This window comes from Pseudomonas sp. D3-10 (assembly GCF_051132175.1).
GTDB lineage: Bacteria > Pseudomonadota > Gammaproteobacteria > Pseudomonadales > Pseudomonadaceae > Aquipseudomonas.
Genome location: NZ_CP071668.1, coordinates 5,001,707 through 5,016,142, shown reverse-complemented (window position 1 = coordinate 5,016,142; position 14,436 = coordinate 5,001,707). Strand labels below are relative to the sequence as shown.

General features: G+C 62.5%; 13 protein-coding genes. 7 read left to right on the top strand and 6 right to left on the bottom strand.

What is annotated here, in order from left to right:
* Positions 1-3: 3 nt before the first annotated feature.
* The 3 genes from J3P90_RS22715 to exaC all read right to left on the bottom strand — a co-directional run bounded on the left by J3P90_RS22715 (position 4) and on the right by exaC (position 4,658).
* The gene (locus J3P90_RS22715; RefSeq protein WP_434675428.1) at positions 4-1,398 is read right to left on the bottom strand and encodes an ethanolamine ammonia-lyase subunit EutB; all 1,395 of its coding nucleotides are present in this window, start codon (positions 1,396-1,398) and stop codon (positions 4-6) included.
* 57 nt (positions 1,399-1,455) lie between these two features.
* A complete protein-coding gene (eat, locus tag J3P90_RS22710; RefSeq protein WP_434609370.1) occupies positions 1,456-2,904 on the bottom strand; it encodes an ethanolamine permease in 1,449 nt (482 codons plus the stop codon).
* Between the two features lie 233 nt (positions 2,905-3,137).
* Positions 3,138-4,658, bottom strand: a complete 1,521-nt coding sequence (exaC, locus tag J3P90_RS22705) for an acetaldehyde dehydrogenase ExaC (protein ID WP_434562114.1) — start codon at positions 4,656-4,658, stop codon at positions 3,138-3,140.
* Between the two features lie 521 nt (positions 4,659-5,179).
* Between exaC and J3P90_RS22700 the strand changes: the two genes are divergently transcribed.
* The 4 genes from J3P90_RS22700 (at position 5,180) to J3P90_RS22685 (ending at position 9,474) form a co-directional block, all read left to right on the top strand.
* Entirely contained in the window at positions 5,180-7,084 is a 1,905-nt protein-coding gene (locus J3P90_RS22700; RefSeq protein ID WP_434675427.1) for a sigma-54-dependent Fis family transcriptional regulator, read from the top strand.
* 119 nt (positions 7,085-7,203) lie between these two features.
* Positions 7,204-8,553, top strand: coding sequence for a UDP-N-acetylmuramate:L-alanyl-gamma-D-glutamyl-meso-diaminopimelate ligase (mpl, locus tag J3P90_RS22695; protein ID WP_434562118.1), 1,350 nt, complete (start codon positions 7,204-7,206; stop codon positions 8,551-8,553).
* Complete coding sequence (ubiX, locus tag J3P90_RS22690) at positions 8,550-9,197, top strand: flavin prenyltransferase UbiX (RefSeq protein WP_420767346.1); 648 nt, start codon at positions 8,550-8,552, stop codon at positions 9,195-9,197. Before mpl ends, ubiX begins: the two co-directional genes overlap by 4 nt.
* Positions 9,190-9,474, top strand: a complete 285-nt coding sequence (locus J3P90_RS22685; protein WP_045157038.1) for a YceK/YidQ family lipoprotein — start codon at positions 9,190-9,192, stop codon at positions 9,472-9,474. Before ubiX ends, J3P90_RS22685 begins: the two co-directional genes overlap by 8 nt.
* A 155-nt stretch (positions 9,475-9,629) precedes the next feature.
* Here J3P90_RS22685 and J3P90_RS22680 read toward each other — a convergent pair whose 3' ends face one another.
* The 3 genes from J3P90_RS22680 to J3P90_RS22670 form a co-directional block, all read right to left on the bottom strand.
* Positions 9,630-10,271 carry an oxidoreductase gene (locus J3P90_RS22680; protein WP_434675426.1) on the bottom strand — a complete coding sequence of 214 codons (642 nt, stop codon included), beginning with the start codon at positions 10,269-10,271 and terminating at the stop codon, positions 9,630-9,632.
* A gap of 27 nt (positions 10,272-10,298) precedes the next feature.
* Positions 10,299-12,017 carry a C13 family peptidase gene (locus J3P90_RS22675; RefSeq protein WP_434675425.1) on the bottom strand — a complete coding sequence of 573 codons (1,719 nt, stop codon included), beginning with the start codon at positions 12,015-12,017 and terminating at the stop codon, positions 10,299-10,301.
* Between the two features lie 93 nt (positions 12,018-12,110).
* Positions 12,111-12,566, bottom strand: coding sequence for a MaoC family dehydratase (locus J3P90_RS22670; protein WP_039594307.1), 456 nt, complete (start codon positions 12,564-12,566; stop codon positions 12,111-12,113).
* 189 nt (positions 12,567-12,755) lie between these two features.
* Between J3P90_RS22670 and J3P90_RS22665 the strand changes: the two genes are divergently transcribed.
* Genes J3P90_RS22665 through J3P90_RS22655 form a run of 3 tightly spaced genes read left to right on the top strand, consistent with a single transcriptional unit; the run spans position 12,756 to position 14,435 of the window.
* Positions 12,756-13,121, top strand: coding sequence for a CidA/LrgA family protein (locus J3P90_RS22665; RefSeq protein ID WP_420767342.1), 366 nt, complete (start codon positions 12,756-12,758; stop codon positions 13,119-13,121).
* Entirely contained in the window at positions 13,118-13,834 is a 717-nt protein-coding gene (locus J3P90_RS22660) for an LrgB family protein (protein ID WP_434675424.1), read from the top strand. The genes J3P90_RS22665 and J3P90_RS22660 overlap by 4 nt, the downstream gene beginning before the upstream one ends.
* Positions 13,835-13,844: 10 nt before the next feature.
* Positions 13,845-14,435: an LON peptidase substrate-binding domain-containing protein gene (locus J3P90_RS22655; RefSeq protein ID WP_420767340.1), complete on the top strand. Its 591-nt coding sequence runs from the start codon at positions 13,845-13,847 to the stop codon at positions 14,433-14,435.
* Position 14,436 lies beyond the last annotated feature (1 nt).

Sequence of the window (14,436 nt, the reverse complement as noted above, 5' to 3'; positions counted from 1 at the left end):
CTCTTATCCGAAATGCGCGAGGGCGTGACGAAACGCCGGTGGCAGGTTGTCGCCGAACCGCACCCGGCCATCGGCCTGAGTGAAGATGCCCATGTTCGCCAGCCAGGTTTCGAATTCCGGCGCGGGCTTGAGGCCCAGGGTCTGGCGGGCATAGAGGGCGTCGTGGAACGAGGTGGTCTGGTAGTTGAGCATGATGTCGTCGGAGCCGGGGATGCCCATGATGAAGTTGATCCCGGCCACGCCCAGCAGGGTCAGCAGGGTGTCCATGTCGTCCTGGTCGGCTTCGGCGTGGTTGGTGTAGCAGATGTCGCAGCCCATCGGCACGCCGAGCAGCTTGCCGCAGAAGTGGTCTTCGAGGCCGGCGCGGATGATTTGTTTGCCGTTGTAGAGGTATTCCGGACCGATGAAGCCTACAACCGTGTTCACCAGGAACGGGTTGAAATGTCGCGCCACGGCGTAGGCCCGCGTCTCGCAGGTCTGTTGATCGACGCCGTGGTGTGCATTGGCCGACAGCGCGCTGCCTTGGCCGGTTTCGAAATACATCAGGTTGTTGCCCAAGGTGCCGCGATTCAGGCTGAGCCCTGCGTCGTAGCCTTCCTTCAAAATGTTCAGGCTGATGCCGAAACTGGCGTTGGCCGCTTCGGTGCCAGCGATGGACTGGAACACCAGGTCCAGGGGCACGCCCCGGTTCGCCGCTTCGATGGAGGTGGTGACGTGGGTCAGCACGCAACCTTGGGTGGGGATGTCGTAGCGCTGGATGATGGCGTCGAGCATTTCCAGCATGGCGCAGATCGAGGCGGTGCTGTCAGTGGCCGGGTTGATACCGATCATGGCGTCGCCGTTGCCGAAGAGCAGGCCGTCGAGGATGCTCGCGGCGATGCCGGCGGGTTCGTCGGTGGGGTGGTTGGGTTGCAGGCGCGTGGACAATCGCCCGCGCAGGCCGAGGGTGCCGCGAAACTTGGTCACCACGCGGATTTTCTGCGCCACCAGCACCAGGTCTTGCACGCGCATGATTTTCGACACGGCGGCGACCATTTCCGGCGTCAGGCCAGGAGCCAGTGCCCGCAGGCTCTGTTCGTCGGCGGCTTCGCTGAGCAGCCAATCGCGAAAACCGCCGACCGTGAGGTGGCTGACGACGGCAAAAGCTTGTTTGTCGTGAGTGTCGACGATCAAACGGGTGACTTCGTCGGCCTCGTAAGGAATCAGCATTTCTTGTAGGAAATGGCTGAGGGGCAAGTCAGCCAGGGCCATTTGCGCGGCCACGCGCTCGCCATCGTTGAGCGCGGCGATCTCGGCCAGGAAATCCCCTGAACGCGCCGGGCTGGCCTTGGCCATCAGGTCTTTGAGGCTGTCGAAGCGGTAGGTCTGGGCGCCGACCGTGTGTGCAAAACTGGCCATACAGGTTCTCCGTGACGGCGCCGCTGGGCGGCGCCGTGTTTTTCGGCACGTTACGGCTTAGTGCAAGGCTTCTTCGGCTTTTTGAATGGCCGCGAATTCCTCTTCGGGCGTGCCTGCGACCAAGTGATGCCGACTGTAGAAAGCAAAGTAAGCAATTAACACTCCATAGATGATCGCGGCGCCGATCACCACCCGAGGATCGACCAGGAAGCCCGCCACCACGGCGATACACGCCAGCACCAGCGCCACGCCCGAGGTGAAGATGCCGCCCGGCGTGCGGTATGGCCGGTCCATTTTGGGGCGACGGATGCGCAGGGTGATGTGCGCGGCCATCATCAACACGTAGGAAATGGTCGCGCCGAACACCGCCACCAGAATCAGCAGGTCGCCCTGGCCGGTCAAGGACAGGCCGAAACCGATGATGCCGGGGATGACCAACGCCAGGACCGGCGCTTTGCTTTTATTGGTTTCCGAGAGTTTGCGCGGCAGGTAGCCGGCGCGGGACAGCGCGAAGATCTGCCGCGAGTAGGCGTAGATGATCGAGAAGAAACTGGCGATCAAACCGGCCAGGCCGACCAGGTTGACGAAGTTGCCCATCCAGGTCGAGCCGCCGTAGGCCTTGGCCAGGGCTTCCACCAGTGGGTTGCCCGACGCCATCAACGCGTTGGAGCCCGCGCCGCCCGGGCCGATCACCAGAATCAGCAGGGCAAAGGCCACCAGCACCAGCATCGCGCCGATCAGGCCGCGCGGCAGGTCGCGCTTGGGGTTCTTGGTTTCTTCAGCGGCCAGCGGCACGCCTTCCACGGCGAGGAAAAACCAGATCGCATAAGGGATGGCCGCCCAGACGCCGACGTAGCCGAACGGCAGGAACGAACTGGCCCCAGCGGCCTCGGTGACCGGAATGTCCAGCAGGTTGGCGACGTTGAAGTGCGGCACCATCGCCACCAGGAAAACCCCCAGTGCCAGGGCGGCGACGGCGGTGATGATGAACATCAGCTTGAGGGCTTCTCCGACGCCGAAAATGTGGATGGCAATGAAGATGATGTAGAACGCCAGGTAGATCATCCAGCCGCCAATGCCGAACAGCGACTGGCAATAGGCGCCGATGAACACGGCAATCGCCGCCGGGGCAATGGCGTATTCGATGAGGATCGCGGTTCCCGTGAGGAATCCGCCCCAAGGTCCGAATGCGCTGCGGGCAAAACCGTAGCCGCCGCCGGCGGTGGGGATCATCGAAGACAGCTCGGCGAGGGAAAAACACATGCACAGGTACATCGCGGCCATCAGCAGCGTGGCGAGGAACATCCCACCCCAGCCGCCCTGGGCCAGGCCGAAGTTCCAGCCAGCGTAGTCGCCGGAAATGACATAGGCCACGCCCAGGCCCACCAGCAGGACCCAGCCCGCCGCGCCTTTCTTCAGTTCACGTTGTTGGAAATATTCGGAGCCGACTTTTTCGAAATCGACCGAGGACGTTGCCGGTTGCGGGGTTGCATGATCGCTTGGCATAAGGGTTCACCTGTTTTTATTTTTTTTTGGCCCTGTGAAGCGGGCTTGCTCATGACGCGTGATTCAGTTGTAGCTGTGCTGGATGTGCCGCCGCCATCGCGAGCAAGCTCGCTCCCACAGTGGATCGGTTCCAACCCTGAAGAAGAGTTATCCACAAATCCCTGTGGGAGCGAGCCTGCTCGCGAAGGCAATCTAAAGGGCGAAGCAGGGTTGCCTGCCTCGCCCTTTTTTACTTAGAAGAACCCCAGCGGATTGATGTCGTAGCTCACCAGCAGATTCTTGGTCTGCTGGTAGTGGTCGAGCATCATCTTGTGCGTCTCGCGCCCGACGCCGGACTTCTTGTAGCCACCGAACGCGGCGTGGGCCGGGTACAGGTGGTAGCAGTTGGTCCAGACGCGACCGGCCTTGATCGCCCGGCCCATGCGGTAGGCGCGGTTGATGTCGCGGGTCCAGAGGCCCGCGCCGAGGCCGAACTCGGTGTCGTTGGCGATGGCCAGGGCTTCGGCTTCGTCCTTGAAGGTGGTGATGCTCACCACCGGGCCGAAGATTTCTTCCTGGAAGACGCGCATCTTGTTGGTGCCCTTGAGCAGGGTCGGCTGGATGTAATAACCGCTGGAAAGGTTGCCTTCGAGTTTCTCCACCTGGCCGCCGGTCAACAGTTGCGCGCCTTCGCCCTTGGCGATTTCCAAGTACGAAAGAATCTTGTCGAATTGCTGCTCGGATGCCTGGGCGCCGACCATGGTGTCGGTGTCCAGCGGGTCGCCGCGCTTAATCTGCTCGATTTTCTTCATCACCACTTGCATGAATTCGTCGTAGATCGACTCCTGCACCAAGGCGCGGGATGGGCAGGTGCAGACTTCGCCCTGGTTGAAGAACGCCAGCACCAGGCCTTCGGCGGCTTTTTCGATGAAGCTTGGCTCGGCCTGCATGATGTCTTCGAAGAAGATATTCGGCGACTTGCCGCCCAGTTCCACGGTGGACGGGATGATGTTCTCGGCGGCGCATTTCATGATGTGCGAGCCCACCGGGGTGGAACCGGTGAAGGCAATTTTGGCGATGCGCTTGCTGGTGGCGAGGGCTTCACCGGCTTCCTTGCCGAAACCTTGCACCACGTTCAGCACGCCCGGTGGCAGCAGGTCGCCGATCAGTTCCATCAGCACGCAGATGCCCAGCGGGGTTTGCTCGGCCGGCTTGAGTACCACACAGTTGCCGGCGGCCAGAGCCGGGGCGAGTTTCCAGGCGGCCATCAGCAGCGGGAAGTTCCACGGGATGATCTGCCCGACCACGCCCAATGGTTCATGGATGTGATAGGCCACGGTGTTGCCGTCGATCTCGGCGGCACTGCCTTCCTGGGCTCGCAGGCAACCGGCGAAGTAGCGGAAGTGGTCGGCTGCCAATGGGATGTCGGCGTTGAGTGTTTCACGCACGGCCTTGCCGTTGTCCCAGGATTCGGTGATCGCCAGGGTTTCGAGGTTCGCTTCGATGCGGTCGGCGATTTTCAGCAGGATCAGCGAACGGGCCTGGACCGACGTAGCGCCCCAGGCATCAGCGGCGGCGTGAGCGGCATCCAGGGCTTTGTCGATGTCTTCGGCCGTGGAGCGCGGGAATTCGGCAATGGGCTGGCCATTGACCGGCGAAGTGTTGGTGAAGTACTGACCTTTGACAGGCGCGACGAACTCGCCGCCGATGTAGTTACCGTATTTGGCCTTGAACGAAACGATAGCGCCTTCAGTACCGGGGTGAGCGTAACGCATGATGAGTTCTCCTTGGCTTTTGTGCTTATTAGGGAGCCGCGCAAATTCGCGCTGGTACTTAAGCCTAGAGCAAAGGTTGGGCCATTGCCTTGCAGGGCCCAGAAATCAAGACTTTGGGAGGAATTCGTCAGACAAACGGAGGGGCTGTGTCACGGTTGCGATACGCAGGGTGTGACAGTTTGTGCCATGGCTGAGACAGTCTGTGACCGGCAGGTCGCGCCAGCATTGCAAAGGTCGGTGGGCTGGAGGATGCTGGCTTCGACGGCGAGGCCATGGGCGGACCGCTTTTTTGGCAAGACTGCTTCTCTTGCAGGACTGTTTGGGTGACAAGCCGCTTTTGTGGCGAGGGAGCTTGCTCCCGCTGGACCGCGAAGCGGTCCCAAGGCAGCCAACTCGGTCTGCCTGATGCGCCGCAAACTCAGGTTTTGGGGCCGCTGCGCAGCCCAGCGGGAGCAAGCTCCCTCGCCACGGGGCAATGTGTCTGCAGGTCCAAAAAGGTCCTTCGGGGAGAACAATAAGAAATGCACAGCAACCATTTGAGTCGCCATGCCCAGCAAGTCTTGACGGTCACCCAGGGCAAGGCCCATTTGCAGGGGCCTGGCAGCGATCCGTCGATTGCCCGTTCCTGGCTGCGCTGCCTTGAGGACTATCACCTCGACCCGGCGCAGAACCTGGCGCCGACGGTGCTTGAACATGGCCGAGTGCTGGAAAGCCGCGAGCGTTTGCAGCAAGTGCTGCATATCGCCGGCACGGAAATGACCAGCCTGCATCAGCAACTCTCCGGCGCCGGCCACGCTGTGCTGCTCACCGACGCTCGGGGCGTGATCCTCAACTGCGTCACTGCCCCCAGCGAGCGGAAGATTTTCGAGCGGGCCGGCCTTTGGCTGGGCGCCGACTGGAGCGAAGCCTGCGAAGGCACCAACGGCATCGGCACCTGCCTGGTGGAACGCCAAGCCCTGACCATCCACCAGGAAGAACATTTTCGCGGCCGTCACACCGGCCTGACCTGCTCGGCGAGCCCGGTGTTCGACCCTCATGGCGAACTGCTGGCGGTGCTTGACGTGTCCTCGGCCCGGCCAGACGTGTCGCGCCAGAGCCAGTTTCACACCATGGCCCTGGTCAATCTCTCGGCGAAGATGATCGAGAGCTGTTATTTCCTGCGTTGCTTCGACAATCAATGGTTGCTGCGCTTCCACTTGCAGGCCGAGTCCGTGGGGCTGTTCAGCGAAGGGCTGATGGCGTTCGACGGCGAAGGGCGGATCTGCGCGGTGAACCAGAGCGCGCTGAACTTGCTCGGGCACATTCGTGGCGGCTTGCTTGGTCAGCGGGTCGAAGACTTTTTTGATTGTTCCCTGGATGAGCTGATGGGCCGGGCCAGTGCCCAGGCCAGCGCCAGTTGGCCGTTGCGCACCCGTGACGGCCGGCATCTGTTTGCCGTGTTGCGCGGCCAGCCGCGTAGCGTCCCGGCCCCGGTCGCGCCGGCCCTCAAAGTCATCGAGTCGGCACGTCTGCCGGGGATCTGCCTGGGGGATGCGGCGTTGCAGGAACATTTTCGCAAGGCACTGCGGGTCTACGAACGCGATGTGCCGCTGCTGATCCACGGCGAGACCGGCTCCGGCAAGGAGGCGTTTGCCAAGGCTGTGCACCATGCCAGCCAGCGCGCCGAGAAAAACTTCGTCGCCCTCAACTGCGCCGCGATTCCAGAAAGCCTGATCGAAAGCGAGCTGTTCGGTTATCGCGGCGGCAGCTTCACCGGCGCGAGAAAAGAGGGCATGCGCGGCAAGTTGCAACAGGCCGACGGCGGCACGCTGTTTCTCGATGAAATCGGCGACATGCCGCTGGCCTTGCAGACTCGCTTGCTGCGGGTGCTGGAAGATCGCCTCGTGGTGCCCATCGGCGGCGAACCCGAGGCGGTGAATGTACGCATCATCAGCGCCACTCACCGGCAATTGCTCGACCGGGTGCGCGATGGCAGTTTTCGCGAGGATCTGTATTACCGCCTCAATGGCTTGGAAATCCCGTTGCCGGCGTTGCGTGAGCGCAGTGACAAATCTCAGCTGCTGGATTTCCTGTTGGCTGAAGAGAGCGGCGCCGAGACGGTGTTTATCGACGAGCCGGCGCGCCAGGCGTTGCTGGGCTTCGATTGGCCGGGCAACGTCCGGCAGCTGCGCAATGTGCTGCGTACCCTCGCTGCGTTATGCGACGGCGGGCGGATTGGTTTGGAAGACTTGCCGGCGATGATCCGCCAATGCCCGGTGGAGCAGGTAGAAGCCCCGACAGAACACCCGCTGGAAGATGCCGAGCGGCTGGCGTTGCTCGATGCGCTAGAGCGCCAGCGCTGGCATATGACCCACACAGCTGAACAGCTGGGGATCAGCCGCAATACCCTCTACCGCAAACTGCGCAAGCACGCGATTGCCCGATAACCGCGTCGCGGCCCTTCGCGAGCAGGCTCGCTCCCACGGTGGATCTCGGTGAAGGCTAAACACAAGGTGCGATTTTCCCCTCCCTACGCTAACCTGCGGCCATGTTTACGAGGTCGACTATGCACATCCATATTCTCGGTATTTGCGGCACTTTCATGGGTTCGATGGCGGTTTTGGCGAAGGAATTAGGCCATCACGTGACGGGTTCCGACGCCAACGTCTATCCGCCCATGAGCACTCAGCTGGAAGCCCAGGGCATCGAGTTGACCCAGGGCTATGACCCGGCACAGCTGGACCCGGCGCCGGACCTGGTGGTCATCGGCAATGCCATGTCCCGTGGCAACCCGGCGGTGGAGTACGTGCTCAACAAAGGCCTGCCGTACGTGTCCGGGCCGCAATGGCTGGCCGACCATGTGCTGCAGGGCCGTTGGGTCCTGGCCGTGGCCGGCACCCACGGCAAGACCACCACCAGCAGCATGCTCGCCTGGGTGCTGGAGCACGCGGGCATGAGCCCGGGGTTCTTGATAGGTGGCGTGCCGCAGAATTTCTCGGTGTCGGCGCGCCTGGGTGGCACGCCGTTCTTCGTGATCGAGGCCGATGAGTACGACAGCGCATTTTTCGACAAGCGCTCGAAGTTCGTCCACTACCGTCCACGCACGGCGATCCTTAATAACCTCGAGTTCGATCATGCGGACATCTTCCCCGATTTGCCGGCCATTGAGCGGCAATTCCACCATTTAGTGCGCACCATCCCCAGCGAAGGCCTGGTGATCCACCCGACTACCGAGCCGGCGTTGCAGCGCGTCATTGAAATGGGCTGCTGGACGCCGGTGCAAACCACCGGTGCGGGCGGTCAGTGGCAGGTCAAGCTGCTCAAGGATGACGGCTCTGAGTTTGAAGTGATGTTCGAAGGCCAGCCCCAAGGCGTGGTCGAGTGGGACATGACCGGCCAGCACAACGTCGCCAATGCCCTGGCGACCCTGGCGGCGGCCCGGCATGTCGGCGTGGTGCCGTCCATGGGCATCGCCGCGTTGAGCGCGTTCAAAAGCGTGAAACGGCGGATGGAAAAGGTTGCCGAGGTCCGCGGCATCACCATTTACGACGACTTCGCCCACCACCCGACGGCTATTGCCACCACCCTCGACGGCTTGCGCAAGCGCATCGGTGATGCGCCGTTGATCGCTATCATCGAGCCGCGCTCCAATTCCATGAAGCTCGGTGCCCACCGCGACGGCTTGCCGGAAAGCGTGGTCGATGCCGACCAGGTGATCTGGTATGCGCCGGCCAACCTGGGTTGGGATCTGGCCGCCACCGCCGCGCTGTGTACGGTGCCGTCGATTGTCAGCGATTCCTTGGAGGGCATCATCGAACGCGTCAAAAGCCAGGCCCAGCCCGGTACCCACGTGGTGATCATGAGCAATGGCGGCTTCGGCGGCCTGCACGGCAAACTGGCCGAGGCGCTGAAATGAACACTCGCTTGCAGGGCAATGGCCCGGAACGCATCACGCTGGCGATGACTGGTGCGTCCGGCGCCCAGTACGGCTTGCGCTTGCTCGATTGCCTGGTGCGCGAAGACCGCGAAGTGCATTTCCTCATCTCCAAGGCCGCGCAACTGGTGATGGCCACCGAGACCGACGTGACCCTGCCACCCAAGACCCAGATGATGCAGGCCTTCCTCACCGAGTACACCGGTGCGGCGGCGGGGCAGATTCGTGTGTATGGCAAGGAAGACTGGATGTCGCCGGTGGCCTCCGGCTCCGGCGCGCCAGCGGCGATGGTGGTGGTGCCGTGTTCCACCGGGACGCTGTCGGCGATTGCCACCGGTGCCTGCAACAACCTGATCGAACGGGCGGCGGACGTCACGCTCAAGGAGCGTCGCCAGTTGATCCTGGTGCCCCGGGAAGCGCCGTATTCGAGCATTCACCTGGAGCACATGCTCAAGCTGTCGAACATGGGCGTGACCATTTTGCCGGCCTCGCCGGGTTTCTATCATCAGCCACAGACCATCGATGACCTGATCGATTTCGTGGTCGCCCGGATCCTCAACCTGATGAACATTCCCCAAGACATGCTGCCACGTTGGGGCGAGCATCATTTGAGCAGCGATGAATAAGCTGCTGGCGGTGTTGCTGGCGTTGCAACTGACCGGTTGCGCCACCGCCCGCACCCTCGACGCCGCCAAGCCGGGTGCTCCGGTGGTGTACGCCGGGACGCGCCTGGATCTTTATGCGCTGAACGGCGGTTGCTGCGCCAAGGACCGCTTTGGCGCTGAGGCGCCGAGCTATCCGGGCCTCGACCTGCCTGGGAGCGCGTTGCTCGATACTTTGTTGTTGCCGTTGTCGTTGTTTACGGCGTTGGGTGTGGGGTTCCAGGCGACTGGGGGGTTGTAGCAAGCAATTGCCTCACAACCTGTGGCGAGGGCGCTTGCTCCCGCTGGGCTGCGGAGAAGCCCCCAGCTTTTCCCCCTGAGATCCAAGGCGACTGCTGCGCAGTCGAGCGGGAGCAAGCTCCCTCGCCACTATGCATCCACGCAGGCGCTACAGAATCATTTCCCAAGCCTGCGCAACTCATCCGACTCCACCACCCGCACCCCATCCTGCTCTTCCAGCGCCAGACGCCACATGGCCCGGGCCAGTTGGCAGGCTTCGATACCGTGGTACTTGCCAGGAATCAGCTTGGACAACGGCCCGGCCAGTTGCTCGGCCAGGCGCGGTTCAACCCGCTCGCCGAGCAGCAGGGAAGGGCGGCAGATGGTCAGTTGCGGCCAATCCTGGGCCTTGAGGGCCGCCTCCATTTCGCCTTTGACCCGGTTGTAGAAGATCGACGACTTCGCGTCGGCATTCAACGCACTGATCACGATGAGATGCCGCGCGCCCAGCTCCCGGGCGCGTTTGGCGAAGGCCACCGCCAGGTCCAGGTCCACGGCGCGAAACGCCTGTTCGGAGCCGGCTTTCTTGATGGTGGTGCCGAGGCAGCAGAAGGCGATGTCGACCGGGCCTTCGAGCCGTTGCAGCAACTCGGCCGGTTCCCCAACCGGATTTTCCAAGTGCGGATGCTCGGCCAGTGGCCGGCGGGAAGGCGCCAGTACCCGGGTGATGGTCGGCTCATTGAGCAGCCGATCCAACAGATGTTCCCCGGTCAATCCGGTCGCGCCGGCGAGCAAAACATGCTGAGGCGTCAAGTACATAGTGTCTCCCCCTTGATACGGTTCAGCTTAGTTGCTCTTTTTGCCCTCGTCGTTCAATGCAGCACTTCGCAATGCTTTTCGCGCTTGTTGCTTGCGCAGCAATTGCCAGTGGGACAGCACCGTTCTCGGCGCCCAGATCTGCGGTTCCGAGGCTTCGAAATTGTCCGCCTGCTCGCGTTCGGCAACGATGCCCTTGGCGCGCTTGAACGCTTGCTCCAGGTCGTCGGTCTGGTTCAGCGCCTGGGCGAACAGGGCGTCGCCGAAATAAGTGAAGTTGGCCTCCTCGGAGCAGCCGAATGACACCCGGTCGGCCCGGGACGCGGTCATGATCAACGTGCGTTCATCCTTGAGCGCCGGAATGAACCCACCGGAATAACAGGCCGAGATCACCACGATCTTGTCGCGATGCTTGAGCGGCGCCAGGACAACGGCCAATTCGTCGGCGGGCAGGTCGGCCAGTTCCATGCGAGGTTGGTCGAGCACCAGTTCGTGCTCGCTGGTGCCGTGGCTGGTCAGGTAGATGAATATCAGGTCTTCCGGGCCGCTGCGCTCGGCCAAAGTGACGGCGGCGCGGCGCAGGCTTTCGCGGCTGGCCATGGGCCGGTCGCTGAGGTGATCGCGGTGGTTCACCAGGCGGATCTGGCCGGTCGCGCCGAAACGGCTGGCAAGCATATTGGCAACGTAGTCGGATTCACGCAGGAACACGCTCTGCTTGCCGTCGCCGCCCAGGGTCAGGCTGTACAGTTCCACCTCAGGCGTCGACGCGGGGATATCGGCCAGCGCTTCGTCGAGCAGGCGGCCTTGGGCCAGGATGCCGCGTTCGAGCAGGTCCGGCAGCAGCTTGCCGTCGGCGTCGCGTATCCGCAGGCCGTTGGCCCAGGTGCCGCTTTGCACCGTGCCGTCGGTCAGTACCAAGGTGCCGCGCCCGTGGTAGCTGTCGCTTTCGAACTGGCCCACGTAGAAGCTGCCATCGGGCAGGTTGAGGCGGCCCTCGCCGGTGAAGCGCCATTCGTTGAACTGGCCGAGATAATGACTGCCGTCCGCGCCAATCAGTTCGCCTTTGCCGGTCAGCGCGCCGTCCTTGAACTGGCCGATCCAGACATCGCCGTCGGCATTTTCATAACGCCCTCGACCGTTGAGTTGGTTGTTGCGGAAACCGCCGATGTAGACGTCGCCTTCGGCACTGTTGAACGTGCCCTTGCCCTGGAGCTGGCCGTCGACGAAATGCCCGGTGAACTGGTTGCCGCTGGCATCGAAGCGCTGGCCTTCGCCGTTGGGCTTGCCGTTGGCGAACGGGCCTTGATACTGGCTGCCATCGTCGAGTTCGAGACGCCCGAGGCCGGAGTAACGGTCGGCCTTGAATTCGCCCCGGTAGGTCATGCCGTTTTCCTTGAGCGTCCCTTCGCCGTCCCGCCGGCCTTGCTTGAAGCCGCCGGTGTAGCTGCTGGTCGGTGTGGTCAGGCTGCCCTGGCCATGGAACAGGCCTTGCTCGAATTGGCCGCGATAGACTTCGCCATTGCTGCCGTGCCACTCCCCGGTGCCGTGCCACTGGCCCTTGTCGAACTGGCCGGCGTACCAGCTGCCGTTGGGGTAATCGATGCGTCCCTGGCCTTGCAACAGGCCGTCCACCAGGTCGCCGCGATAACGCCCGCCATCGGGCAGGCGTGCATCGGGAGGCAGCAGCGATTCGCCATCGCCGCAGGCTGTGAGCAGGAGGGCCAGGGTCAGGGGTACAAGTGCGCGCATAACGGGATCCAGGTAATCAGGCGACGAGTATGCCGCAGCTATGCGCGTTGACGCGATGCGAAACTGCATGAGCGGTTTCGCGACCGCGAGGGTCTACACGAAGCAGAGCGACAGTGGCTCGGCAATGTAGGCCGGTTTTTCCGAACCTTCGATTTCCAGCGTGGCGGTGGCCTTGAGCAGCCATTGGCCAGGTTTTTTCTCGGTCACGTCCACCAGATCGACCTTGAGCCGGACCTTGGAGTCGACCTTCACCGGCTGGATGAAGCGCACGCTGTCGAGCCCGTAGTTGACGACCATCTTCACACCCTCGGGCAGGATCAGGATGTCTTCCATCAATTTGGGCATCAGCGACAGCGACAGGAAACCGTGGGCGATGGTGCTGCCGAACGGGGTCTGCGCGGCCTTGACCGGGTCGACATGGATGAACTGGAAGTCGCCGGTGGCTTCGGCGAACAGGTTGATGCGGTCCTGGTCGATGGTCAGCCAGTCGGAACATCCCAGTTCCTTGCCGACATAATCCTTGAGCGCTGTAACGGGAACGTAGGGCATTGAGACTCTCCTTGGTTCATCTGTCCTGCTTTTATGGAACGGGGGTCTGCGCCCCCGAGAACCACTGTAGATCAACATGGCCGACCGGGAAGGTCATCGACCATGCTTTTTACGAATGCCGAACCATAGCGTGGGCGTGCTTATAATGCCGGCGCATTCTTTGAACACGTGTTGCGGGGGAAAGAGCGGATGTTGCTACGGGGCCTGACCTGGCTGGTGCTGTTCCAATTGCTGGGCACTGCCATCAACCATTTGTTCCTGCCGATCCTGCCGGGGCCGATCGTTGGCCTGCTGCTGATGCTGGGCTACCTGATCACTCGCGGCGAAGTCAGCGAGCCGTTGAACCTGGCCGCCAGCAGCCTGTTGCGCTACCTGCCGTTGCTGCTGGTGCCGCCGGCGGTTGGGGTGATGGTCTATGCCCGGGCGATCGCCGCCGATTTCTGGGCGATTGTCGGTGCGCTGGTGTTGTCGTTGGTCCTTTCGGTGGCGTTGACGGGCGTGATGATGCAGCGCCTGGCCCGGCGCCACAGTGTCGAGCCGGAGGACGCACCATGATGTTCGATTGGCAAGGCGCCTGGACCTCGGTCATCCATCACCCGCTGTTCGGCATTGGCATTACCCTGGGCGCCTATCAATTGGTGCTGGCGGCGTCCGAGCAGACTCGCTGGGTGTTTCTTCAGCCGGTATTGATGTCGATGCTGGTGTTGATCGCCGTGCTGGTGGGCTGCGGCATCAGTTACGCCGAGTACCGCAAGAGCACCGAGATCCTGAGCATTCTGCTGGGGCCGGCAACCGTGGCCTTGGCGGTGCCGTTGTACTTGAACCTGCGGCGAATCCGCCAATTGTTCTGGCCGATTTTTACTACGCTGGTGGTAGGCGGGGTGTTCGCCACCGGTTCCGCGGTGGTGCTGGGCTGGGCGTTTGGCGCCGAGCACATGATCCTCATGACGATGGCACCCAAGTCGGTGACGTCGCCGATCGCCATGCTGGTGGCCGAGCAGATTGGCGGCGTGGCGGCCATGGCGGCGGTGTTCGTGCTGATCACCGGTGTGCTGGGGGCGATCCTGGGGCCGAGTATTTTGACCCGATTGGGTGTCCACAGCCCTGAAGCGCGGGGCATGGCCCTGGGCCTGACCGCCCACGCGGTGGGCACCTCGGTGGCGTTGCAGGAAAGCGAAGAGACCGGCGCCTTCGCGGCCCTGGCGATGAGTTTGATGGGCGTGGCCACGGCGGTGCTGCTGCCGCTGGTGGTGTCGATGACTGTTTAAGGAATGGGTTATGAGCTTGCCGCTGTTCCCGTTGAACACTGTGTTGTTCCCCGGTTGCACTCTTGATCTGCAAATCTTCGAGGCGCGTTACCTCGACATGATCGGGCGCTGCATGAAAAAAGGCGAAGGTTTTGGCGTGGTGTGCATCCTCGATGGCGAGGAAGTCGGCATTGCGCCCGATGGCTACGCGCGGGTCGGGTGTGAAGCGCTGATCACCGATTTTTCCCAGCAGGAAAACGGTTTGCTGGGGATCCGCGTGCAAGGCGCACGGCGTTTCCTGGTGCACAGCACCAGCGTCCAGGCGGATCAGCTCACCGTGGCGCAGGTCGAGTGGCTGGAGGACGAGCCGGAACAACCGTTGCAAGATGAAGATGCCGACCTGGTGGCGCTGCTCAAGGCCCTCGCCGAACACCCGATGGTCGAGGCGCTGAACATGGGCACCGAAGCCAAGGGCCAACAGTCCCTCGCCAATCAGTTGGCCTATCTGCTGCCGTTCAATGAGCTGGACAAGATCGACCTGCTGCAACTGGACGACCCGCAACAGCGGCTGGATGCGATCCAAGCGCTGTTGGATGAATTACAGGGCGAACTGTTTGCCTGAC

Bases quoted from the DNA above. Each gene is read 5' to 3' on its own strand.
- J3P90_RS22715 (WP_434675428.1), bottom strand. From the start codon at position 1,398: ATGGCCAGTTTTGCACACACGGTCGGCGCCCAGACCTACCGCTTCGAC.
- eat (WP_434609370.1), bottom strand. From the start codon at position 2,904: ATGCCAAGCGATCATGCAACCCCGCAACCGGCAACGTCCTCGGTCGAT.
- exaC (WP_434562114.1), bottom strand. From the start codon at position 4,658: ATGCGTTACGCTCACCCCGGTACTGAAGGCGCTATCGTTTCGTTCAAG.
- J3P90_RS22700 (WP_434675427.1), top strand. From the start codon at position 5,180: ATGCACAGCAACCATTTGAGTCGCCATGCCCAGCAAGTCTTGACGGTC.
- mpl (WP_434562118.1), top strand. From the start codon at position 7,204: ATGCACATCCATATTCTCGGTATTTGCGGCACTTTCATGGGTTCGATG.
- ubiX (WP_420767346.1), top strand. From the start codon at position 8,550: ATGAACACTCGCTTGCAGGGCAATGGCCCGGAACGCATCACGCTGGCG.
- J3P90_RS22685 (WP_045157038.1), top strand. From the start codon at position 9,190: ATGAATAAGCTGCTGGCGGTGTTGCTGGCGTTGCAACTGACCGGTTGC.
- J3P90_RS22680 (WP_434675426.1), bottom strand. From the start codon at position 10,271: ATGTACTTGACGCCTCAGCATGTTTTGCTCGCCGGCGCGACCGGATTG.
- J3P90_RS22675 (WP_434675425.1), bottom strand. From the start codon at position 12,017: ATGCGCGCACTTGTACCCCTGACCCTGGCCCTCCTGCTCACAGCCTGC.
- J3P90_RS22670 (WP_039594307.1), bottom strand. From the start codon at position 12,566: ATGCCCTACGTTCCCGTTACAGCGCTCAAGGATTATGTCGGCAAGGAA.
- J3P90_RS22665 (WP_420767342.1), top strand. From the start codon at position 12,756: ATGTTGCTACGGGGCCTGACCTGGCTGGTGCTGTTCCAATTGCTGGGC.
- J3P90_RS22660 (WP_434675424.1), top strand. From the start codon at position 13,118: ATGATGTTCGATTGGCAAGGCGCCTGGACCTCGGTCATCCATCACCCG.
- J3P90_RS22655 (WP_420767340.1), top strand. From the start codon at position 13,845: ATGAGCTTGCCGCTGTTCCCGTTGAACACTGTGTTGTTCCCCGGTTGC.